The sequence below is a fragment of the Bradyrhizobium sp. Rc3b genome (assembly GCF_900114915.1).
Taxonomy (GTDB): Bacteria; Pseudomonadota; Alphaproteobacteria; order Rhizobiales; family Xanthobacteraceae; genus Bradyrhizobium.
In genome coordinates this window covers 77,663-100,249 of the sequence record NZ_FOUS01000013.1, presented here as the reverse complement: position 1 = coordinate 100,249, position 22,587 = coordinate 77,663, and the positions used below count along the sequence as shown (strand labels likewise).

The 22,587-nt window shown below is 58.5% G+C and carries 15 protein-coding genes and 1 pseudogene; 8 read left to right on the top strand and 8 right to left on the bottom strand.

Annotated elements, in window-relative coordinates; translation table 11 throughout:
• Positions 1 to 135 precede the first annotated feature (135 nt).
• Both BM190_RS28350 and BM190_RS41255 read right to left on the bottom strand, forming a co-directional pair.
• Entirely contained in the window at positions 136 to 1,098 is a 963-nt protein-coding gene (locus tag BM190_RS28350) for a TylF/MycF/NovP-related O-methyltransferase (RefSeq protein WP_244550755.1), read from the bottom strand.
• A gap of 589 nt (positions 1,099 to 1,687) precedes the next feature.
• Positions 1,688 to 4,021, bottom strand: coding sequence for an FG-GAP-like repeat-containing protein (locus BM190_RS41255; protein ID WP_244550754.1), 2,334 nt, complete (start codon positions 4,019 to 4,021; stop codon positions 1,688 to 1,690).
• Positions 4,022 to 4,219: 198 nt separating this feature from the next.
• Here BM190_RS41255 and BM190_RS28340 point away from each other — a divergent pair, with 198 nt between their 5' ends.
• The 3 genes from BM190_RS28340 to BM190_RS28330 all read left to right on the top strand — a co-directional run bounded on the left by BM190_RS28340 (position 4,220) and on the right by BM190_RS28330 (position 7,276).
• Positions 4,220 to 4,522: a hypothetical protein gene (locus BM190_RS28340; protein WP_092260971.1), complete on the top strand. Its 303-nt coding sequence runs from the start codon at positions 4,220 to 4,222 to the stop codon at positions 4,520 to 4,522.
• Between the two features lie 119 nt (positions 4,523 to 4,641).
• Positions 4,642 to 5,835 (top strand): CaiB/BaiF CoA transferase family protein, encoded by a 1,194-nt coding sequence (locus BM190_RS28335; protein ID WP_177237335.1) that lies wholly within the window; start codon positions 4,642 to 4,644, stop codon positions 5,833 to 5,835.
• Positions 5,836 to 6,373: 538 nt separating this feature from the next.
• Positions 6,374 to 7,276 carry an O-antigen ligase family protein gene (locus BM190_RS28330; RefSeq protein ID WP_177237334.1) on the top strand — a complete coding sequence of 301 codons (903 nt, stop codon included), beginning with the start codon at positions 6,374 to 6,376 and terminating at the stop codon, positions 7,274 to 7,276.
• 1,447 nt (positions 7,277 to 8,723) lie between these two features.
• Here BM190_RS28330 and BM190_RS28325 read toward each other — a convergent pair.
• Positions 8,724 to 9,596, bottom strand: a complete 873-nt coding sequence (locus BM190_RS28325) for an outer membrane protein (protein WP_092260965.1) — start codon at positions 9,594 to 9,596, stop codon at positions 8,724 to 8,726.
• A gap of 290 nt (positions 9,597 to 9,886) precedes the next feature.
• On the opposite strand from BM190_RS28325, the pseudogene BM190_RS41250 reads away from it, so the two are divergent.
• Positions 9,887 to 10,268 (top strand): annotated as a pseudogene (locus BM190_RS41250) (CoA transferase); the annotation flags it as partial.
• A gap of 445 nt (positions 10,269 to 10,713) precedes the next feature.
• The gene (locus tag BM190_RS28310; RefSeq protein ID WP_081494182.1) at positions 10,714 to 11,199 is read left to right on the top strand and encodes a hypothetical protein; all 486 of its coding nucleotides are present in this window, start codon (positions 10,714 to 10,716) and stop codon (positions 11,197 to 11,199) included.
• 924 nt (positions 11,200 to 12,123) lie between these two features.
• Here the strand turns inward: BM190_RS28310 and BM190_RS28305 are convergent.
• The 3 genes from BM190_RS28305 to BM190_RS28295 form a co-directional block, all read right to left on the bottom strand.
• Positions 12,124 to 13,626, bottom strand: a complete 1,503-nt coding sequence (locus tag BM190_RS28305) for a tripartite tricarboxylate transporter permease (RefSeq protein ID WP_018322846.1) — start codon at positions 13,624 to 13,626, stop codon at positions 12,124 to 12,126.
• A gap of 11 nt (positions 13,627 to 13,637) precedes the next feature.
• A complete protein-coding gene (locus BM190_RS28300) occupies positions 13,638 to 14,180 on the bottom strand; it encodes a tripartite tricarboxylate transporter TctB family protein (RefSeq protein ID WP_092260961.1) in 543 nt (180 codons plus the stop codon).
• Positions 14,181 to 14,354: 174 nt separating this feature from the next.
• Entirely contained in the window at positions 14,355 to 15,329 is a 975-nt protein-coding gene (locus BM190_RS28295) for a Bug family tripartite tricarboxylate transporter substrate binding protein (RefSeq protein WP_177237333.1), read from the bottom strand.
• A gap of 319 nt (positions 15,330 to 15,648) precedes the next feature.
• Here BM190_RS28295 and BM190_RS39810 point away from each other — a divergent pair, with 319 nt between their 5' ends.
• Both BM190_RS39810 and BM190_RS28290 read left to right on the top strand, forming a co-directional pair.
• On the top strand, positions 15,649 to 16,002 hold the full coding sequence (locus tag BM190_RS39810) for a hypothetical protein (protein WP_143109098.1): 354 nt from the start codon (positions 15,649 to 15,651) through the stop codon (positions 16,000 to 16,002).
• Between the two features lie 255 nt (positions 16,003 to 16,257).
• Positions 16,258 to 16,752 (top strand): hypothetical protein, encoded by a 495-nt coding sequence (locus tag BM190_RS28290; protein ID WP_143109097.1) that lies wholly within the window; start codon positions 16,258 to 16,260, stop codon positions 16,750 to 16,752.
• A gap of 721 nt (positions 16,753 to 17,473) precedes the next feature.
• On the opposite strand, the gene BM190_RS28285 is transcribed toward BM190_RS28290, so the two are convergent.
• Complete coding sequence (locus BM190_RS28285; protein ID WP_143109096.1) at positions 17,474 to 19,147, bottom strand: hypothetical protein; 1,674 nt, start codon at positions 19,145 to 19,147, stop codon at positions 17,474 to 17,476.
• 1,135 nt (positions 19,148 to 20,282) lie between these two features.
• Between BM190_RS28285 and BM190_RS28275 the strand changes: the two genes are divergently transcribed.
• Positions 20,283 to 21,653, top strand: coding sequence for a putative hexosyltransferase (locus tag BM190_RS28275; RefSeq protein ID WP_092260950.1), 1,371 nt, complete (start codon positions 20,283 to 20,285; stop codon positions 21,651 to 21,653).
• A 93-nt stretch (positions 21,654 to 21,746) separates the two neighbouring features.
• On the opposite strand, the gene BM190_RS28270 is transcribed toward BM190_RS28275, so the two are convergent.
• Entirely contained in the window at positions 21,747 to 22,544 is a 798-nt protein-coding gene (locus BM190_RS28270; RefSeq protein WP_092260948.1) for an enoyl-CoA hydratase/isomerase family protein, read from the bottom strand.
• Positions 22,545 to 22,587 lie beyond the last annotated feature (43 nt).

Below are 22,587 nucleotides of genomic sequence, written 5' to 3'. Positions count from 1 at the left end.
AGCCTTGATGACTGCATCATAGCGATGGCGTCTCACAACGAGAACAATTCACATCGCTTGTGGCGTGCATGTGATGTGAGGCCACCGAGTCTCGACATACATGACAATGCTTTTCTGCATGAGATCGACGCAAGCTTATGCGGCATCAACTGCTGCACGAGTGTTCACCTCGATTAAAACCTGCGAGCCGTCCGCGCTGGTGGCCAGCACGCGCCAGTCCGTCAGCTTGTAGAGCGCCAGGAATTCGTACCATGCTTTGAACTCATGGTTCACCGAATAAAATTCATCGAACAGGATGAGATAACGATGTTTGAGGCGACCGCATATTGTGTCCAGCACCGGGCGCGTCGACGTGTAAAGATCAGCGTCGAAATGAACCAGACGCAAGTCGTCAAGACGCTCATCTTTCAGAAAGCGAGGTAATGCGTCGCTGAACAGACCGGACTCGATTGTGACATTCGGCTGCGGCGGCTTTGGAAACGCTACGCCGCGGGCAGCATCGTCAATGATTTTCTGGCGCATTTCGGGCTGATTGTCCCAAAGCGCCACCGGAGCCCCGAACCCCTTGATCGACCCTGCCGGAAGACCGTCCCAGGCTTCCGGCAACCCCTCGAAGCAGTCGAAACCGCTTAGACGGATCGTAGAAGGCAAGCGGTCGACGAAATACTTCAGCCAACCGCCATTGTTTGTTCCGAATTCGATCACCGATCCCGAGGGCGCGTTGTCGTTGATCCAGTTGATCGCGACATTCCAGATCGGATGTTTGCCGATCTTCTTGTTGAAGGTCGGCACCACGACTACGCGAGGATCGTTCGCCACCTTCTCAGTCCAGAAGCGCTCAAAGCGCAGGACGTTTGCAACTTTCTGAAGCGCAATACCGAAACGATCGATTCCATCGACGATGACGGTCGGCAGCCAGCTTGCCCGAACGATGAGGCGACGCGCTCTTCCGACATGGGTTGGCTTGTCCAGCTTGGTAACGGACATGACTTGGAGCGGCTGGCGCTTGTTCGGCTCTTCGAGATTCATCTGGTACAGCGCCCTTTCGATCGAGACGCAGGTCCAATCACGACGCCGCAGCCTGTCGGCATTGCTCATATCGCATTGCAAGTCCGTCCGCCAGCGCCGTACCCCGAGTGAGTACGAGGAATGCAGAACATTTTTAGGGACTTCGGCCCAATCCCGGCCACGAACCAGCGGGCCAGTCCAACCAAGCGGCTGAAGCGAGGCAAATTTCACAGAAACGCATCTTGGCTGAGTCTTGGGTCCCGTTCGGCCCGAGCGCGAGGCGGCGAACGGCTGACATCACTTGCGCGGTCAGGCATGCAAATCGAAGCTGAATGCGCTTCACTATCGGTCGCATTGTGGGTTGCATTTTTGTAGAGGTAGTGGCGCGGCGATCCAGCAGCAGGAGAGCTTTACTCTAGCATAAGGGGAACGCGGATCGAGAGCACGCTCTTCCGCGGCGCGGTTTCCTGCACGAGCGAGGTGGCGGAGGTCGAAGGGCTGATTGAAGCGGGCATCTTGCTCCATCCCGGATAAACTTCGTGAGCGGCGAGAGCAACACATCATCAGCCGGGTCTCAGCCTTAGCGTGGAAGGGTTTGCCGCTGCAATGATCTAGGCTAAGGATCAGCCCGTGTGCCTCTCTAGTTGAAGCTGGACATTAGTGGCTGCTCGCGGGATTGTTAGAACAGCATGAAATCGTGTAAGTGAGCCGCAGGATTGAGTGCGTCATGATCCTGCAGCGAAAGTGGGCTGTCTGCAGGATGCTGAGACGCGCTGCTGGTGCTGGCGCCGGCCGAGACCGACTGATTGCTCGCAGACGCCGACTGAACCGCGCCAGATGAAGCGGAAGGCGAAGCCAACGAACTTACGGACCCTGCAAGCGCACTTGAGATTTCGGTTGTGACGCCTGTCTCTACATTCTGCATCAAGATCGACGGCCCGCCAGCGGCATGTAGGTCTAACAGTCCTGCGACCTTCCAATTGTGGTCGGGGGTTCCGAGATCTTTCCAGTTGAACGCATATCCCTGATCGTTCACAAACCACTCGACCAGCCGGCCGCTGGTTTGGTCCTGCCACAGCAGGTCGACACGGCTATCGCCGTTAAAATCGGCCGTTGCGACGACATCCCAACCTGCTCCTATGGTCCCGAACTTTTGCCAGCCTACCGCGAAACCATTTTCACAAAACCATTCGAGCCCCTCACCGGTATTGGTATTCTGCCAGAGAATATCCGTCGTGCCGTCCTGATTGAGGTCGATCGTTGAGGCCACGCGCCAATCGGGACTCATGACGCCGAACTTCATCCAGGAGGTTGCCAAGCCGTTCTGAAGAAACCACTCGATTCCCTCGCCTGTAGCCTTGTTTCGCCAGAGCATGTCATCCGTTCGATCGCCATTGAAATCGCCCGAGGATATCAGCTGCCAGTCGGAGCCCATGACGCCAAAGTCGATCGTCGCGGTGATTTGACCCGCCGAAAGTAGGCTCTCGCGGGCATAGCCGGTTGATTGATTCTGCCAGAGAATATCGATATTCTCGTCGTGGTTGTAGTCGCCATGACCTATGGCAACCCACCCCTGACCGGGCGTTGCAAACTGGCCCCAGTTAGTCACAGTGCCGTTGGCGAGGTATGCGATTTTCCCGTCTCCGGTTGATGGCTGAAGCCAAAGGATGTCGTCATAGCCATCGCTGTTAAAGTCCTGCTCGATCGTGGCAACCCAACCCGCTCCTGCAGGCTGCAGATTCCCTATCATCGTTGCGCTGGCAATCGTTCCATCACCGAAGTGAAAATTCTCCACACCCGCCACCGTATCGGTCCCGTCGGGTGAACCGGAACGCTGGTCCACGATGTTGAAGGTCTGCGTCGTTGAATTGTAGGAGATGGCGTAATTGGCTTCGTTGCCCGAATAAACCGCCGTATCCGTCCCCGCTCCGCCGATGATGGTGTCGTTGCCAGCCCCGCCGGTGATCGTGTCGTTGCCGCCGCCGCCATTCAGCGTGTTGGCGATGGCGTTGCCGACGATGGCGTCGTTGCCGGATCCGCCGATGGCGTTGTCGATGTAGGAGCGAGCGTCGCCGTTATAGAGATAGGCGTTGTAGACGTTGCCGGATGCGTAATGGCCGTTGCCGAGATAGGCCAGTTGCACGGAGGAGAACACCGACGAGGCGCCCGGGTTGAGATTAATGCTCAGGTTGGTCGCGTAGTTCGACAGGTCGTAGGTATCGACGCCGCCGCCATCCCAGACCGTCTCGTAGATGCGGTCGGCCGAGCCGCCGATGCCGCCGCCCGGCGCGAGCTGCCCGACACCGTTGATGAACTCCTGCCCCGTGGTCGGATTCCAAGTGTAGACGGTGCTGCCGCTCTGGGTCGTGTAGTCCGCGCCGTACATCGTCTGCAGCGCGAGGATATCGTTGGCCATGTAGGTCTGCGAATATCCGTACGCTTCGTTGGTGTAGCCGGACGTGGTCGAAGCGCCGACATAGCTGCGATAGCTCATGACGGTGTATTCGCTGTCGTCATGCGCGCTCGGCACCGCGACGTTGCCGGGGCCGCCGGCCTCCTGGCTGTGCTTGAGGCCGAAGGCATGGCCTAGCTCGTGCAGCGCGGTGGTGAAGTAATAATTGCCGAGCTTGGCCAGCGAAAAATTATATTGAGTGCCGAACCAGACGTCGCCGCCGGACGCGTAATTGCCGGGATAGTAGGCGTAGGCGGTCGGATTGGCCGCCGGCGACTGCGCGATCATGATGTCCGCGCCGTTCGTGCCCGCGTACCGGATGTCGGCGTTGGTGTAACTGAGGATCAGCCCAATCGCGTAGTTGATGGCCGCCTGGACCTGGGTGGGCGCCGAGGCAAAGCCCGAAGTGGTCGGCTCGCTGCTGCCGCCGTAATAGGGATTGGGGTAGTCGCTGGATGCGTCAGGAAAACTGTAGGTGATCGTGCCGGTCCATTTGTAGCCGGACAGCAGGCCGTCGATCTCGGCGTTGTTGGTGGCACTGACATTAACAGCGGTAGCCAATGGACTCTCCAAAGCAACGCGTCGCGTGCGATTCGGGACGAAAGCACATGATTTTAGCTTGAGAGTTAAACGTTTGGTTTAAATTGGGCAGCTCCGCCTGCCCCTGTTCCATAAGACTGTGTTAGCCATCAGATCCCGTAGTCATACGGAGCGCAACAAGAGTCTCGGTTCCCACGGCACCAAAGTTTGCAGGGTTTCATGAAGCGACGTTCACTCATAGCCGGTCTGTTTGGCGCCTTGATGGCGCTTGCCGGACTGGGTCATCAACCCTTCGGAGGACTGCCTGTCATGGTGGAGAAGGCCAAGGCGGACGACAGCGGCAAGGCGGCGCGTGCGCCCACCATGCCGATGGCCCGCGATCCCGCCGTTGCGGTGGCAGAGGAATACGAAGCCGCGCGCCGCCAGGGAACGCGGGAGGCGCTCGAGCTCTTCATTGCGCGCCACGGCGATGATCCCCTGGCCGAACAGGCACGCGCCGAGTTGAAGCGCCTGCCGCGCTGAATCGCTCGGACACCGCGTCAGGCATGGCATTTCGGCAGGCGGCACCGGCGCCGGGCCGGCTTGTCGCATCGTCTTTCGGCACTATGGTAGACCCGCAATCTGTCCCGGAGCCATTCAAGATGCCTTTTCCGCATGCCTCGGAAGCCCTGTCGCGCTTCACCGTGCTCGATCTGACCCGCGTCCGCTCCGGCCCCACCTGCGTGCGGCAGCTCGCGGACTGGGGCGCTAACGTGATCAAGATCGACGCGCTGACCAAGGATGCCGGTGGCGAGCAGCCGGGCGGGCCGCGGCAGGGCTCCGACTTCCAGAATTTGCACCGCAACAAGCGAGCGATGACGCTGAACCTGAAGGACGAGCGCGGGCTTGCCGTGTTCAAGCGCCTCGCCGTCAAGGCCGACGTCGTGGTCGAGAATTTCCGGCCTGACGTTAAGAAGAAGCTCGGCATCGACTATGACAGCCTGTGCCAAGTCAATCCGCGTATCGTCTACGGCAGCATCTCCGGCTTCGGCCAGGACGGTCCCTACCACAAGCGGCCGGGCTTCGATCAGATCGCGCAAGGCATGGGTGGGCTGATGTCGATCACCGGCGCGCCGGGCGAAGGACCGATGCGGGTCGGCATTCCGGTCGCCGACCTCAGCGCCGGACTGTTCTGCGCCATGGGCATCCTCACCGCGCTGCTCGAGCGCGAGGTGTCGGGCAAAGGCCAGTGGGTGCAGACCTCGCTGCTGCAGGCTCAGATCTTCATGCTCGACTTCCAGGCCGCGCGCTGGCTGATGGAGAAAGAGGTCGCCAAGCAGGCTGGCAACAACCATCCGACCAGCATCCCGACCGGCGTGTTCAAGACCTCGGACGGCTACATCAACATCGCCACCACGGGCGGGCGGATCTGGGAGCGCTGTGTGCAGGCGATCGGCGCGCCGGAGCTCTATGCTCATCCCGACTATGCGACCGCCCCTGCCCGCTCCAAGAACCGCGACGCGCTCAACGCCGAGATCGAGAAGCGCACCGTGACGAAGCCGACCGAGACCTGGGTCCGCGAGCTCAACGAGGCCGGCGTGCCCTGCGGGCCTATCTACGCCATCGACCAGATGTTCGAGGACGCGCAGGTCAAGCATCTTGGCATTGCGCAGGACGTGCCGAACGACGAGGACCGCCACATCCGCCTGGTCGGCCAGCCCGTGACGCTGTCGCGCACGCCGAGCAGGATGGTGGCGCGGCCGCCGGAATTCGGCGAGCAGACCGACGAGGTGCTGAAGGAGTTCGGCTTCGGGCCCGACGAGATCGCAAGCTTAAGAAGAGCTTTTATCGTCTGAGGCGCTCTCTTGCTTGAGCTGCGATCTTGAGCGCGCTTGGAAGCGCGTTGCCATGCAAACCAATCGAGGGACTATGGACAGCGAGCTTAGCTCATTTACGGTAGACAAGAAGTGGTACAGTTGGGTCCGAGATTTCCGGCGCTTTCCGACGCTCTTGAGCTCAACAACAACTAGCGATGTTCTCGCCGTGATCGCGGTCGCATCGCTACCGTGGTCTACAACCGTCACCTCAATCTTCAGCGCTCTCTGGGTACTTAGCGTGTTCCCAAGGATCCGCCTCGAAGAACTTGCTTATTTAGTAGGCCGTTCCAGAGCGGGTTTTGCGGTGGCCCTATTTGCGATAGCCGTGATAGGCACTCTGTGGGCGACTGACGTCTCTTGGACCGCTCGACTACGAGGCGTAAATCCCACGCTAAAGTTTCTTATGATGCCGTTCCTAATATACTACTTTCGAGAGTCATCGCGCTCATTTTGGATACTCTTGGCATTCCTTGGATCTTGCACTGTTCTCCTTGCCTTGTCGTGGGTCACAGCGTTTGTGCCGAATCTCACCCCGACGGCAAGTTTGCAGCCCGGTGTCCCTGTAAAGAATTACATCGATCAAAGCCAATCGTTTGCGTTGTGCGCTGTGGTTTTAGCTTGGCCAATTTCTGAGTTAATCAAAGACGGAAGGACCCATTTGGCGTTGCCTCTGCTCGCGCTATCAATTGTATTTCTTGCCAATCTGACTTTCGTGGTCCTCGCTCGGACAGCTCTAATATATGTGCCAATCATGCTGTTTGTTTTCGGAGCGTTTTATTTGCCGCGCTCACTTTTTTATGGAGCGATTGCATTTAGCTTATTGCTTGCGGGGTCCGCGTGGTTTGCCTCACCCAATCTACAAAATCGAACGAATAGTATCCTGCTCGAATATTCAAAGTACGGCGCCGGCAATGATATAACCTCTGCTGGATTGCGACTCGAGTATTGGCGCAAGTCTGTGGGGTTCGTTCGAGAAGCTCCTGTCGTCGGGCACGGCACAGGATCTACCCAAATGTTATTCGATCGCGCCGCACTGGGGCAAACTGGGCTTGGCGCGGAGACGATCAGCAATCCACACAATCAATCTCTCAGCGTAGCAGTGCAGTGGGGACTAATCGGGTGTGTCGCCTTGTACTCAATGTGGATTGGTCATCTTAGCCTTTTTCGGGGTGCCGGCTTTTATCCATGGCTTGGCTTCATTGTCGTGGTACAGAACGTAGTCAGCTCGCTATTCAACTCGCACCTGTTCGATTTTGTGCCGGGCTGGATCTATGTGATTGGCGTTAGTCTTGCCGCAGGGAGGATCATCCAGCAGAATGACGAATCTGCCGGACGATCGCTATCGAGAAGAACAGAAGACCAGAATGGAATGCGCGCTTTCTATTCCGAGAACGCGGGTCACGGAATCGTTCCTAGTTAACCGGCCGCCGGAACTTGGATTCCAGACAGATCAGGAAAACTCGCTTCAAGCGCATTTGCAAACGCGAGAGCCTGTTCGCAGGACAGCGACGAAGCTTGTTTCTCCATGGGACAAGGCAAATGGTATAAGCGCTCTTCTTGACGCAGCCTTGGGTGGGCGGGTGGCATGCCGCTGTTTGGATGACGTCGACCATCGGGGCGAGCAAGTCGACTACGTACCAGATCGACGTTGCTTGCCTAAAGGATCTCTCAGCAGAATGGCCAGTGCTCGGCATCATCACCAGCCCTGCGAACGCTGTATTTTTCCGCTGAATTTAGAACGAACCAATTGATCGCGGCGGAAAACTCGCACTGTCTGGAGTAACAAGTCTTCAATTTCTAGCCAGAAACGGGACGCTATCGCGGCTCTTCTGATAGTCCGCTGCTAGTCGCCATCCTGCGATGTCGTGGGCTATACCGCACGCGTCGCAATGCAGCTTCTTTTCACCTAGTAACCGTTGCCGCCGCGCGAGAGCCGCTCTGAGGCCGGCTCGAGACAGCGTGGACACACAAGCGGCAGACGCCTAGCTTTCCAACGATCTATGAGGTTAAACAAACCTCCGAAAACCAAAAGCTGAAAACGCTTATTGTTTGCTCGGTTTGCTCGGTTCCACGCCTACCTATCGTCTCGGACAAAAGCTCATAGGTTGTAAAGCCTGCAAGGCTGGGTCCACACAAAACCGCCAAACGCTCCCATACTTCGCCATTCATTTTTGCATACCTCGAAACGGGAGGTTCCGCGACAGAGAAAAGGGCCGATTGGAGCGATGTACAGACGATCAGACTCCCGCATCCTGGCGCGAAGCATTCTGGTCGATTTCATTTTGGACGGCGACCTAACCTACCGCATAAGTCAGATCGATATATGGTGTTCTTGCGTTGCGAGACCTAGTCAGGCCTACGTGCTGGCGGTCGGCTAGGCGGCGGCTCGTTGAGATCTCGGGCCCAAGGAGCACCAGTCGCAACTCTTGGTCTCGAAGAAATTTCGTCAGAACTCACACAGGATGAACTAAGAAGGCTTGCGGCGAGGGCAGCCATGCCACCTACAAATCTCGTTCCGTAGGTCAGCAGCAATCCCTTCGCTTGAAATGGAGCTTCCTTCATCACTAAGCACCACGCATGAGTCGGAGGACCAAATTATCATGAGGGTGCATGTGCGTCGAGCTTGGCGACACCTTCCCGGGGTTCGCTCGGAGACTTGCGTCGAGCTGAAGAAACCTGGTTTCAAGCGACCACGCCGCCTAGCTGTGGTGGCGCGACCGCCGGAATGCCGCGATTAGGCGAGGTGCTGAAGGACTTCGGCTTCGGCGCGGACGCGAATACGAAAGTTCAGGAAAGCGGAAGCAAGACAGAAATGACAATGCCCGCCAAGATTGGCGGGCATTGAGGCGGTTTCGCGCCTGCGCAGCTCAGTATTTCGCAACAACGGGCGTTGGAGTGAAGGCATAGTTGAAGCCGGCGCGCAGCACGTGATCGCGGAAGCTTACGTCCGCCTGGTTGGCGGTTCCCACAAAGTAAGTCTTACTCCCGAAATCCATATAGAGATATTCGAGCTTGGCCGACCAGTTCCGGGTGAACTTGCGCTCGACGCCCGCACCCACCGTCCAGCCAATTCGGGTGTCGGTGCTAGTCACCCCGGCCCCGATCGGGAAGTTGAACGCGCCGAGCGGAGTGGTGCCGCCGAGGCCCGGTCCGAAGACCTGGATTCCAAGGGCGGTCGCCGACGAATACTTGAACTCGCCGACAGCGAGACCACCGGTCGCGTACCACAGGGTCTGTGGATCCGAGAGAACGCCGACGCGCCCGCGAAACGTCGCGAACCATTGCAGGTCATAGGAAAGATTACCAGTCAATGTGGCAATGGAGTTAAAATCTGCACCGCCCGGGATGCCGATGATGTTCGAACCGTAACGCGCGCTCGTCGTCGTCACCGTCCGCGACGACCGCTCGCCTGTTGCTTGAATGTCGCCCTCGAGGCCGACGACCCATTTCGGATCCACCTGCCAGTTGTAGCCCAGCTGTCCGCCGGCTAGCCAGCCGTCGACATTCTGACCGAACAAACCGAACTGTGGAGCCGGGAACGGCAGTGCGATCGGCGCTACGGTCGTCTCCGCCCTTCCCCAGCTATATCCGGCGTTCAATCCGGCATAGAAGCCGGTCCAGCTCCAGACCGGATCAACGACGGCCGGGGCCTTCACATAGGGTTTCGCTGCCAGATCAGCGGCCACTGCGCTAGTCGCGACCAACGATGCCGCCACAATTCCCATCACAATCTGCTTCATCGCAATGCCCCGTGAGAAATTAAGAAAGCCACGGGGAGCATAATGGTCAACGCTGGCCTAAGCTGTCGCACAACAGCAACATTTGGGAACAACCACTAGGCCTCAGCGACTGGACTACGGCGACGCAATGAAGCTAAAATACTGATTAAGATGACTTTTCATGGTGCAACCGCTTTGCCTCGCCGGCCCCCAGCCGACCCGGCCGAGCAAGGCCGTCGACCACCGGCCAGAACAGCAGCACGATCTCGAGCGCCGTGCTCGAGCCGACTAGGCCGTTCGACCAGAACACCCCAAGGTTCCCGTTCAAGACCCCTGACGGCTACATCAGCTAGCCACGACCGGGGTAGCGATTGCGCCCAGGTGATCGGCGAACCGGAGCTCTATGCCCCATCCCGACTACGCGATAGCCCCTGCCCGCTCAACGCGGCGTGCCCTGCGGGCCGATCTAAGCCAGCGACCAGATGTTCGAGGACGCCCAGGTCAGGCATCTCAGCATCGACCAGGTTGGCGAACGACGAAGATCGCCACATCCGCCTGGTCGGCCAACCTTTGACGTTGTCACGCACACCGAGGAGGATGGTGTGGCCGCCGGAATCCGGCAAGCAGACCAACCCGGTTTTAAAGGAGTTCGGGGACGAGATCGCAGGGCTCAGGGACGCTAAGGCGGTATGAGTTCAGAGAGAACATTTCCCAGCGCCTGTCAGACTTGACGGCCCAAGCTCTCGCTGCTCTTAAAGGCGAGCGTCAAACGAGGACATGGTCGAAGATGATCCAAAATTGGCTCCTGGCCGTCTTTACCGGCTTGATGGTTGTGGGGTGCTTCTTCACTGCCATTTTCGTCGATAGTATCTCCTTTAGGATAAGGGAACGACGATCCCGCCTCGCAGCTTCCCGTCGCTGCACTTTCGGGACTCCAACAGCCGTTCGTTGAAACAAAGATCGGTGTCGATCCGAAGGCCTATCGTCGGCCAATCACCTCTAACGTCCTCTTTGCCATGGTGGGTCCGAGGATGCTTTCTCGGGCCAAACCACTGCACCTCAGAGGACAACGACGTGATCAAGCCAATCATGCCATCGTTCCCAATGCCACGCGTCCCGGAAGTATATAGATAATCAGATGATTTTGAGCACCCATGCAATCGTCGGTGGCGCGATCGCCAGCCTGGTTCCATCACATCCGGCAGCCGCGGCGATCGCGGGGTTCGCAAGCCATTTTGCAATTGATGCAATTCCGCACTGGGATTATCCACTTCGCTCAATAAGTCTAGGCAAAGGTGCTAACAATCGCGGCCTGTCCTTCAGCAGCGCGACGCTGACGGATTTTGCAATTATCGGAATTGATGCGTGCGCCGGACTCGGCCTAGCGCTTTGGATGTTTGCAACGGCAGGATCAATTTGGACGATTGCGATCGGCGCCTTCACCGCGATGCTGCCGGACGCCTTGCAATTCGTTCACACCCTTTACCCTCGTGGCTTACTTCGCGCGCTCCAACGCTTTCATTGGTGGATACACTCTAAGCGCGCGTTGACGGGATTATTTGGCGTGGGTTCGCAACTCGCATTTGCCGGAATGATTGCTGCACTTGCGAAAAGCTTCCATTAAATCCGGCAGTGACTGTCAGCCGCGCTACCCAACTAAGAATGCGGGTTCTCTTAGATCTAAGCGGACAGGCGCTTCATCAACCTTTCGGTTTCCGTCAAAGTAGACCCGTCGGTTCGATCCCTGTAGGACCGCGAACTCATCAGGGAGAAGCGCGCAGGCTTTTTAGCAGCGATGCGCGTTGGGAGTCCCGGGCACGTCGTTGAGGGGAAGGCCACGTACGACCACCTCAGTCCGCCGACCCATTGGGGCAACTCTTGGGGAATGGCCGAGCCGGCGGACTTTCGGGCGGAACTGAGAGTTGCGCCCTCCAATGCTATTTAAACAGGGCCGCATGTCAAACAGCGATATTCGGGAGAAAAAGCGAGAATTAGGTCGGGATAGTTTCTGTTGATTGTTATTTTCATTGGATTGAGCTTGTCAAAGTCAGGCAAGGACCGAGCGTGCCTTGAACGTGATCGCCCCTCGTTGCTCGAGCGCAGAACAGAGGAAACGGGAACATGACCAGTCGAAATGTCTCTCACACGGTCTGCCCGGCATGCCAATCCGCTTACCTGCGTTGCCAGGTCTGAGACGGGGCAGTTCTCATGTACCGCTTGTGGCGAGATCATCGCCCGGTGGCATACGCCATACGTGCCCATTTACATCATAAGCGACCGGGCCCCCTTACTGCCGACAAAGACCGTCGAGCCTCCGCGTAACACAAAGTTCGTTTTTGCGGAGGCTATAGTGAACGAGATTTGCGAACCGAAAACTGAACCACCGATTTTCTACTAGCTCGGTCCGTCAAAATTTTAGCGCCCCTCATAACCCGGAGCATTCATCGAAGGCCGACCGCGGTCTCGCGCTCAACACCGTTAGCAAACCAACTTCAAGGCCAAGCCCTGAGACCACCGCGAAGATTATCTGCCTAAAGCTTCCGTGGCCTTAGCTCCGCTGCCTTCGTCCCAAGCGCGTGAGAAGCCCGTCGATCATCGGCCAGAACAACAGCATGATCGCCAGCGTGGTGATCGAGCCGACCAGGCCGTTCGACCAGAACACCTTGAGGTCGCCGCCGGAGCCGATCATCGACAGGCGGAAGGCATCCTCGGCACGGTTGCCGAGCACGAGCGCGAGGGTGAACGGGGCCAACGGAATGCCGATCTTCTTGAAGACGTAGCCGACGATGCCGAAGCCCAGCATCAGCCAGATGTCGAACATCGCGTTCTGGATCGCGTAGGCGCCGATCGCGCAGGACACCACGATCATTGGCGCCACCGCGGCAAACGGCACGCGCAGGATCGAGGCGAAGATCGGCACCGTCGTCAGCACCAGCACGAGGCCGACGACATTGCCGAGATACATCGAGGCGATCAGGCCCCAGACGAAGTCCTTGTGCTCGACGAACAGCAGCGGCCCCGGATTGAGCCCCCACACCATCAGGCCGCCGAGCAGGATCGCCGCGGTGCCGGAGCCGGGAATGCCGAGTGCCAGCATCGGCAGCAGCGCGGAGGTACCTGACGCATGCGCCGCCGTCTCAGGGGCGAACACGCCCTCGATGCGGCCCTTGCCGAAACTTTCGGGATCCTTGGCGAAGCGCTTGGCGAGGTTGTAGCCCATGAAGGAGGCCGCGATCGCGCCGCCAGGGGTGATGCCGAGCCAGCAGCCGATGAAGGAGGAGCGCAGCAGCGTGGCCCAGTATTTCGGCAGATCCTTCCAGACGCCGAGCACGACGCGGAGCGAAATGCTGGCGGCGTGCCCGCGCAGCGCCAGTCGCTCCTCCATCGTCAGCAAGATCTCGCTGATGCCGAACAGGCCGATCACGGCGACCAGGAAGTTGATGCCGCGGAGCAGCTCCGGCGAGCCGAAGGTCATGCGGAGATTGCCCGACACGGTATCCATGCCGATGCCGGCGAGCAGCAGCCCCAGCGACATCGAGATGACCGTCTTGTGCTTGGCCTCGCGCCCCAATCCGACGAACGAGCAGAATGTTAGCAGATAAACCGCGAAAAACTCAGGCGGGCCGAACTTCAGCGCAAAGGACGAGATCATCGGCGCGAGGAACGTGATCAGCAGCACCGCCACCAGCGAGCCGATGAAGGAGGAGGTGAACGCCGCGGTCAGCGCCTCCGCGGCCCTGCCCTGCTGCGCCATCGGATAGCCGTCGAAAGTGGTCGCGACCGACCAGGCTTCGCCGGGGATGTTGAACAGGATCGAGGTGATCGCGCCGCCGAACAGCGCGCCCCAATAGATGCAGGACAGCATCACGATCGCCGAAGTCGGATCCATCGTGAAGGTGAGCGGCAGCAGGATCGCAACGCCGTTGGGGCCACCGAGGCCCGGCAGCACGCCGACGAAGATGCCGAGCACCAGCCCGACCATCATCAGCACGAGCGTCTTCCACGTCAGCAGGACGGCAAAGCCGTGAAGCAGGAGACCGAAAGCTTCCATCGCGGGACCGCCTAGCGGCCGAAGGCCGCTTCGAGCGGCCCTTTCGGCATGATGACGTCGAAGGCGACATCGAATGTGACGAACATGATCGCCGTGAACACAAGAGCGGTGAGCAGCGACTTCCACAGCGCGATCTTGCCGACGAAGCGCATGAAGCCCGAGATCAGGAGGAAGCTCGCGACATAGAGGCCGAGGAACTGCATCACGAGGCAGAACAGCAGCGTCGGCACGAACACCGCCATGACGCGGCGGGCCTGCGCGCGCGTGACGAAGGTTCCGGACGCCGCATGCCGCGCCAGCAGCGCCACGATCAGGCCGTAGAGGCTGCCGCCGCCGAGGATGACCGAGAGATAGAAAGGAAAATAACCGGGTTCGGGCCCGGTCGAATCCCAGGACGCGCCGGTGCGCCAATTGTCGTAGCCGAGCGTGACGGCCAGCGCGAGCAGCAGGAGACAGACGACGATCTCGATCGTGCCGGACGAGACGACGGAAGGCGAGTCGTCTTCAGGCGCGGTCGGATCGTCAACGACGATTTCAAGTTCGGTTTGGGACATGCTCTGTTTGGGCCAGAGTGCGTTCAATTCCCCCGCTCCCGGCGTGCGGGGAGAGGGTTGGGGTGAGGGGGAGTCTCCACAGGGACCGTGAGAGTCGGACTCGCGGAGAGAGCCCCTCACCCCAGCCCTCTCCCCGTAAGGACGGGGAGAGGGAGAAGAGGGAGAGAGAGACGACTACTTCGCGACGAATCCGGCTTCGGTCATCAGCGACTTGTTGATGGCATCGTCCTCCTCGAGGAACTGCACCATGTCCTTGCCGGTGAGGAAGATCGGCTTCAGCGCCTGCTTCTCCATGTAGTCCTTGTACTCGGCAGTCTGCGTCACCTTGTGGAACAGCTCGACATAGAACGCCTGCTGCTCGGCCGTCACCTTGCCGGGCAGGAACATCGCGCGCAGCATCAGATATTGCACGTCGACCCCCTCCTCCTTGCAGGTGGGGATATCGGCCCAGGACTGGGTGTCCGTCACCTTGCTGGTGTAGGAGATGCGCTCCTTGTCGAACACGCAGAGCGGACGCACCTGGCCGGCGCGCCAGACTTCGAGATTTTCGGATGGATTGTTGACGTTGGCTTCGGTGTGGTTGCCGACCAGCTGGGTCGCGGCCTCTCCGCCGGACTTGTACGGCAGATAGGAGAATTTTGCGCCGGTCTTCTGCTCGAGGAAGACCGTCAACACATGATCCTCGCGCTTGGAGCCGGTGCCACCCATCTTGAACGGCGCGCTCGCCGCCTTCGCGGCCGCGACGAACTCCTTCACCGTCTTGGGGCCGGCGCTGTTGTCCCAGAGCACGAACTGGTCGAGCGCGACCACCGAAACCGGGGTCAGCTCACGCCAGTTGAAGGGGATCTTAGCCGACAGCGGCAGCATGTAGATCAGCGAATAGGCGATCAGCACCTTGTTCGGATCGCCCTCGCTGGACTTCATGTACATCAGCGCTTCCGCACCCGAGGCGCCCCCCTTGAGCGAGACGACGATCGGCTGCTTCATCAGATTGTTCTTCTGGATCGCGGCCTGCATCATCCGCGCCATCTGGTCGGAGGCGCCGCCCGCACCCGCCGCCACCACGATCTCGACCGGCTTTGCCGGCTCCCAGCCGGCGAATGCCGGGGTGCCGCACAGCGCGACTGTCAGCGCAATCGCGGCCTTCATTCCATGTCCCACGGGCGTCTTCCCTATGTTCTTGTTCGGATTGGAAATTCGGAGATGAATTCAAAGACCATTGTGCTGGCGAATCCGGCCAAGTTCAAGCCATCCGACGCCATCCCCGTTATGACTTTGGAATGAGATCTGAAATGAGACAAGCCTCGCCCTCCTAAGCTACAAGCGATCCGCGGGGCTCATAGACTCGGAGCAAGCAATCAGTGGCCCTGATCAGGGCCTAAAGTTATAAGGAACGGGCCCCTTCGATTAAGTGAAATTTCCGAAAATGCAAAAAAGCTAAAAGTAGGAAAGCTAAGAGTGACGAGTGATGCCGCGCCTGCTCTACATCAACGAAAAATTTGGCCACGATGCGACCATCATACTGGAGAGCGGAGACGCCTGCTGGATCTCGGTGGGCAAGAAGGGCGTATTGGTGCGTTCGCACAAGCATAACTTTTGGGGCGGATTGCTGGGAGGCCTCTGTGGTCCGAAGCTCTACCAGGAACGAAATATCTACCAGGCACTAAGTGTCGCCCAAGCTCTCGCGTCAACGTTTCCGCCGGTTCCACAAATTCGGTGCAGAGACATGATGCTGAGGGCATTTTGTACAGCAGTCTGGCAGTGCTCGTCACCAGAACGTGTCAAGGCCATACTAAATGATCCGGAGTTGCTCGCCGCGTAATTGCTTCGCTTCACCGAGCCCATTTTGCGGCCACGCCGCGCTTGCAATTTTCTGATCTGACCATATTGCTGAAGTATGAATACGCGTAGAAAAGTAAGTTTGGACCTCGACCACGCGCGGCGGAGAACGCGGTGGAAAGTCCAGTGGGGAGTTCCCGCCCGAGCCGCTGGCGGCGCTGCAAGGGCAGCCGCCCTATCACATGACGAGCGCAGGGAAATAGCTCGGAAGGCCGCTAAAGCCCGCTGGGCGAGACACTTGCCGCAAGCGACGCATGAAGGAGTCCTTCAATTCGGAACCATCGAGATCGAGGTTGCGGTCCTCGACAACGGGCAGCGCGTGATCACTCAGAGTGGCTTCATGGTGGGCCTAGGCCGCATTCGCCCGCCCAAAGGACGTCAGTATTACAGGAGCGGCCCCAATCTCCCTGCTTTTTTGACAGTGCAGAGTCTCAAGCCTTTTATCGGCGAAGACCTTTTCGCGATGGCCGACCAGATCGAATTCCGCACCAAGCAGGGCGTTAAGGCGTTCGGGTACGCGCCGAACTTCCTCCCAAAGGTCTGCGATGTCTTTGCGCGCGCACAACATGCTGGAGTCCTAAAAGCCACTCAGCACGACATCGCCAACCGCGCCCAAATTATCGCTAAGCAGCTCGCACGCTCATGCACGAAGCGTCTCATAGATGAAGCGACGAGTTACCAAGAAATTCGCGAGACACAGACGCAGCAGAATACTTATCGGCGCGAGGAATGAAGCAAAGCTCCCCCACAGGTTCCGCGGCATCAATCTAGGATAGGACTTATTTAGTTTAGCGCTGAGCCATAGCCTGATTAGCGAACTGGAAGAGCGAGGCAGTTGGCGGTAAATTTGCCGTAGCGCGTCGCTATCCGATGATGTTGCTCGATCCGTTGAAGAACCGCTCAATTGATTGCCACCGCTATAAGGACCACGCATGAGCTTCCTTCAAGGCGTCCTTATTGATTTAATGCTGGCCGGCGCTGATACAGCCGTGTTCGCTAAGGGTGCGTCGCAGGATCCAAAACCTAAATCGCAATGCCTCGTGAATGCTTCCGAACTGCCGTCGGGAGCACCAAAGGTCATGTGTCCAACCCGCAGCTCACCGGGAGGCTTTTGCGTCTGTCCAAGATTCACTAAGGACGGCGAGGCGGACGGACACTTTGTTGGGACGGCAAGATAGCCAACCGCCTCCAAGGCAATGAACGCGCTCGGCGTTAAATTGGTGGCCGAGCCTATCGACGACCAGCAGAAGGTGGCTTGATTGCGCCGCACTACTCTCCCGCCTGCCACCGGCCGGAGACATCGAGGATTATCCTAACGCCCGCGCCTTGTCCGGCAAAAGCGGCTTGATCAAACGGTAGTGCCACTTTTGGTTTCCAATACAGCAGCGGCGGCGGCGCGGACCAATGCTGAATCCCACGCCGCCGCGCAATCGGCTCTGCCGAAAATGCCTCCTTCAACGCGAAGTGACATCGAAAAAATAACCACTCTTCAGGAACTCGAAGTCGTCATCCTTTGTCGAATAAAGCGCATACCGGTGCTCAATTAGCGCCCGCGACCGGCAGTCATTATCCTCTAGGCTGCAAGTTACAGCAAAGCCGCCGACCAACAGTTCTTTTGCTACGTCACGACGAACATACATTCGTATGTTGTCAATGATGAGGGGTTCATATGACCGAGTAAACGACGCTAGCTTGTAGAGCATTGGAATCTCTGCCCACATCTCATGCGCCTCGATTACCTCGGGGGGCTCGGTAGATATGACGTCGTCTAGTGCGCCGTACCCTTGATGGGCAAGGATTCGGTTCGCGAGAAGGCCTAAATCCACGATCCTCACGCGTGAGCAACAAAGGCCGACACCACCCACGTCGGGCGTCAGAAAGCTAATACTCGCCCTGCCTGTCAATTCCCGGATCCGATCCACGGCAAGTCCGGTGAGCCGGTAGGATGCGGGCGTTACACCGAATGGAGCAGACTGTGCCTGCGATCTGATTGTCAGATAAGCTTGCGAGAGCGGCGGCTTGGCGCTTGACCACCAGCTGACTACAACCGTTACTATTGCGGCAATCAAAACATATGAGCGTTGCAGTTCACTGCGAAACAACTCGAGTTTCTTAGACCAAAACCCGAGTAAAAGAAGTGCAAACGGGAAAGCGAGCGTTTGCATTCGCCCCACGTAACCCCAATTAGTCCCTATTGCAGAGTTGAATGCAATTACTCCGAACATGGGGGCAAAGAGATATAGCGACTTGGTGAATAGCTCCGTTCGCTGATTAAACGCGTCTAAAAAGCAAGCAAAGTGCAAATACGCTATGATAGCTATAGACGAGAACAACAGTGGCATCGCCCTTACGACCTCGAATGCCGCAGAGACCTTTTTGACTAACTCCCTTAGGTTGTCTTCGTGGTAGGGAGGCTGCATTTTGGCGTAGATGGTGTTAGGAACCCAATCCGAGAAAAGCCAGAGCCGCAGGGCCTCTGTCCCACCCAGCACTGCCGTGCCCGTAAGCGCCAGGATCACGAAGTCTTTGGTCCGGCGCTCGTATAAAAGCGGTGCAAGGATGAATGCGTAGTAGACCAATGCCTCAAAACGAGTAAGGAGGAACACACTCCCGAAGGCTGCAGCCTGCAACAGATTTGGACGAAAATATAAATTCCGCACGACCCCAACCCCCGTGAAACACAAGAGCGGCATTTCCATTCCGTTCGCGATTTCGCTCAAAGACATTCCGAGAGCAGCGTAGGTCGAGAGCAACAGGGTCGAGGCGAACTTATCGAGTTTAAGATCCTTGGTTAGCAACCAGATCTGAAGGATTGAAAGGCAGAAGAAGAGCCCCGTCATGCCCTGAGCAACGGCGATGGCAGTAGCAAAGCTCGGCTGGAACAGGGCGACGAACGAATTAATTAGGAACCACGCGATAGTGGAAAACCCCTCCACCTGTTCCGAAAGCGGCGTCAGTGCGATGCGGCCGGTCGCAGCGAAGGTCTTCGAGTAAGCGAGTGTGATCGCGCCGTCGTCCCATCCCCGTGTTCCGACTAAGAGGACTACAGCCATCGTGATCGCCACCTGCATTGCGATCGGCACTGCGATCGCAATTTTAGTGTTCAAGTTTCGAATCTCACGGTTCATCTCACGCCTGCCATGTCATCGAAAGAGGATCATTGAGGCAGTCCAGGACTAGCGCAGACGATCATGCTGGCGGGGCTCTTTATGGCACCGGCATAACAAGTTAGAGACTTTTTCACCATGAGACCTCAACGTCCATTTAAGTTGGCAGCGGGGGTGCGGATTGGCGATGAACCGAGATCTCAAGGAGTTTCATCGTCTCGAACGATTTTGCTTAGAGCTTGCGGCCGAGGCTTCCGATGATATTGAGCGGGCCGGACTATTGACAGTTGCTGGCGATCTTCGAATAGCGTCAGCAGGTTTGTCCCCCACGGCCCCGTCCCAAGAGCAACACTGACAGGTTCTCGCTAATGACGGACTAAGATCGTGGCGAGGCTGGCGCGCGATATGCTTAGGTTCAGCCGCCCCGCCGATCGTGCGGAACGACGCGGTATCGGCCGCAGGGGCCGTTCTTGTCCGACCTTTGCGGCCTTTCTGCTTGTCAGCAGACCTGTGTGAGTTTTGACACACATTCGGGAATATTCGGCAACAACGGAACGGTTGGCGTCGTGCTTTGGATTCGGTGAAGGCCTCAGTCCCATGAGGCAATAGCCTGTCCGGAGGCCCCAGCATCATGCCCCCCGGCCCGATGCTCGGGCCGCCACGGAGCGTGGGGGCTATTTGCAGGCTGGCGTATCTGGCCGCTGTTGAACATAGAATGCGAAAACTGATTTATTGCGGCCGTCGTGCTTCCATGTCCTTTTCAAATATCTGGCTTGGCTGGGGATAAGCAGACATACGCGGCGGCTCACCGGTAGCCCCTGAGATCAGGCGAAGGCCCTTGCGACCGGCGCGGCCTTCAATCCACACGAGGACGCGCAACTGATGCTCACGGGCGACCTGCATCAACGCATCTTCCACGGCCGCACGCGGGGGCGTGAGGACCATGAAGGCGGCCCAATGCGAACTGCGTCCCCGCTTCCGGCCAACTTAAACGATCATCAGTTCCACCAAAGCTTTGCTAACCAAACAATTCTTCTGAGAGAAATTGCACATGGCAGAACCGCTCCTTATGAAACTGGAAATGATTGCTCCTTTAGGTTGAAAGCAAAATGAAGTCGCAACGCCCTTCAAAGACTTCAAAAGCAAAAGCGATCGCGTGAAAAAAGAGACTATTGGCACGTCGGCCGATCCCGGCCTCTGCATCAGGCCTAACGAGACGTTGCACACGTACTCGCCGCTTGCCATCGGCCTAGTGATGGGGGCCGGGTTTGCAGGCCTTGGGCTCCGTTACTTCGCCCGGGAGCACGCCACCGACGACGCCATTCAGTTCCTGATCCCGTGGTATGCCTTTGCTCGAGATCACGGTAATGCTGCACTGGCCGAACCTTTCACCAACTACACCCCGGTTTATAGCTATCTCCTGCTGATCGCCGCCCATTTTGATTGGCTGGGACAGCCACTGTCGCTCGTGAAAGCGATCTCGGGAGTATTCGAGCTGGGCTGTGCGCTCGTCGTCGCCCAGATGGTCTGGCGAGCGACAAAGGTACCGTTGCGCGCGTGCGTGGCCTTCTGCGCGGTTTGGCTTGCACCTACGGTGATCTTCAATGGCGCATTGTGGGGGCAGGCCGATTCGATCTGGACCTTCTTCACCCTGGTTTCCGTGGCGCTTTTCATGCGGGACCGAAATGGCGTTGCGCCATTTGCGATGGCGTTTTCTGTGAAGGCTCAGGGCGTGTTCCTGGGACCCTTCGTGCTCGGCATGATGTTGCGCCGCCGGATCCACCTGGCGTGGCTAGCTACCGTTCCCGGGATCTACGTGGTTCTCGCGATACCGGTTCTCGTCGCCGGCAGATCGTTAGTCTCCGTGTTTGCGGTCTATTTGGACCAAGCTCACACATTCAATCGCCTCACCATGAACGCAGCGAACATCTGGGTGTTGGCTGGAGGAATGCCGTACGCGATCGGGGTCGCCGTCGGCATGGTGCTCGCGGCGGCGAGCGGACTCGCCTTATCGATTTTCATCGCGCGCTCTCAACGGGCGGGGCCGGAGTTTATTCTGCTGGCCGCATGTGTATCGCTTATGCTCATGCCGTATTTGCTCCCGAAGATGCACGAGCGGTACTTCTACGCGTTTGAGCTTGCGTCGATCGCACTGGCCTGCCTCAATCCGCGCTATTTGCCCTTCGCGGTGATTGCTCAGGTCGACGGCGTGTTATCCTATCTCGCGTTTGAAACCGGAATCGTCCTGGGGGTGCTGCCGGCGGCACTCTGCAACAGCCTTCTCGCGTACTACCTCGCGCTTGATCTTTGGCGGAGCGAACGTCGATTTCGCCTACCGAAGCTAGCCTGGGTCGGCTTCATCGTGTCGGCCGCGGGATTGTTCTCCTATCTGGTCTTCGAAGGACCCGGCTGGGACATATCCCCCGTGTACCTGCTCGCCACGGGTCTCGTCACGGCTGCGGCGCTGCGGCTCCTCAAAGACTCGCAACAGGCGCCCACCAGCGGTCAAGAAGCAGCAACGCTCTGATTGAGCAGAAAATTTCTGCTTAGATCTCAAAGCCGACGTCTGCGCCTTTACGAGTACACGCCCTAATATGGCGCAGCCGGCCAACAACGCGGGCTACTTGCCCTTCCAGTTCGGCGTACGCTTGTTGAGGAAGGCGTCCATGCCCTCGCGAAAATCTTCGCTCATATAGGCCTTCAGGATCAAGTCCTCGCCCTCTTCGCGCGACAGCGTGCGGCGGATGCGGCGCACCGCTTCCTTGGTCGCTTCCAGCGTGAGCGGCGCGTGGCTGGCGACGAGCTTTGCGGTCTCGTCGGCGCGGCGCTGCAGCGTCTCGACGTCGGGCACGACCTCATTGAGGAGGCCAAGCGCCAGCGCCTCCGGCGCCTCGACGAGCCGCGCCTTGAAGATCAGATCCTTGGTGCGGGCGGGACCCACCAGCGCCACGACGCGGCTGATGTTGGACATCGACAGGCAGTTGCCGAGCGTGCGCGCGATCGGAAAGCCCATCCGCGTCGTCTCGGTGCCGATGCGCAGGTCGCAGCAGGCCGCGATGCCGGCGCCGCCGCCGGTGCAGGCGCCGGCGATGGCCGCGATCACGGGGACGCGGCACTGCTCGAGCGTGCCGAGCACGCGGTCGATGCGGACCTCGTAGTCGAGTGCGTCCTGCGCGGTCTTGAACGCACGGAACTGGGAAATGTCGGTGCCGGAGGCAAACGCCTTGTCGCCGGCGCCGGTCAGGATCAGCGCCTTGATCGAACGGTCCGCGTTGATCTCCTGGCAGATCTCCGCCATGCGATCATACATGGCGAAGGTCATTGCGTTGCGCGCCTGCGGGCGGTTGAAGGTGATCCGCGCGATGCCGTCCGTGACGGAGTAGAGCAGGTCTTCGTTGGCAGTCGTCGGTGCGTTCATCGCGCGCTCTCTTCTCTTAAGTTCGTCGAGGCCTGCCGAGGCG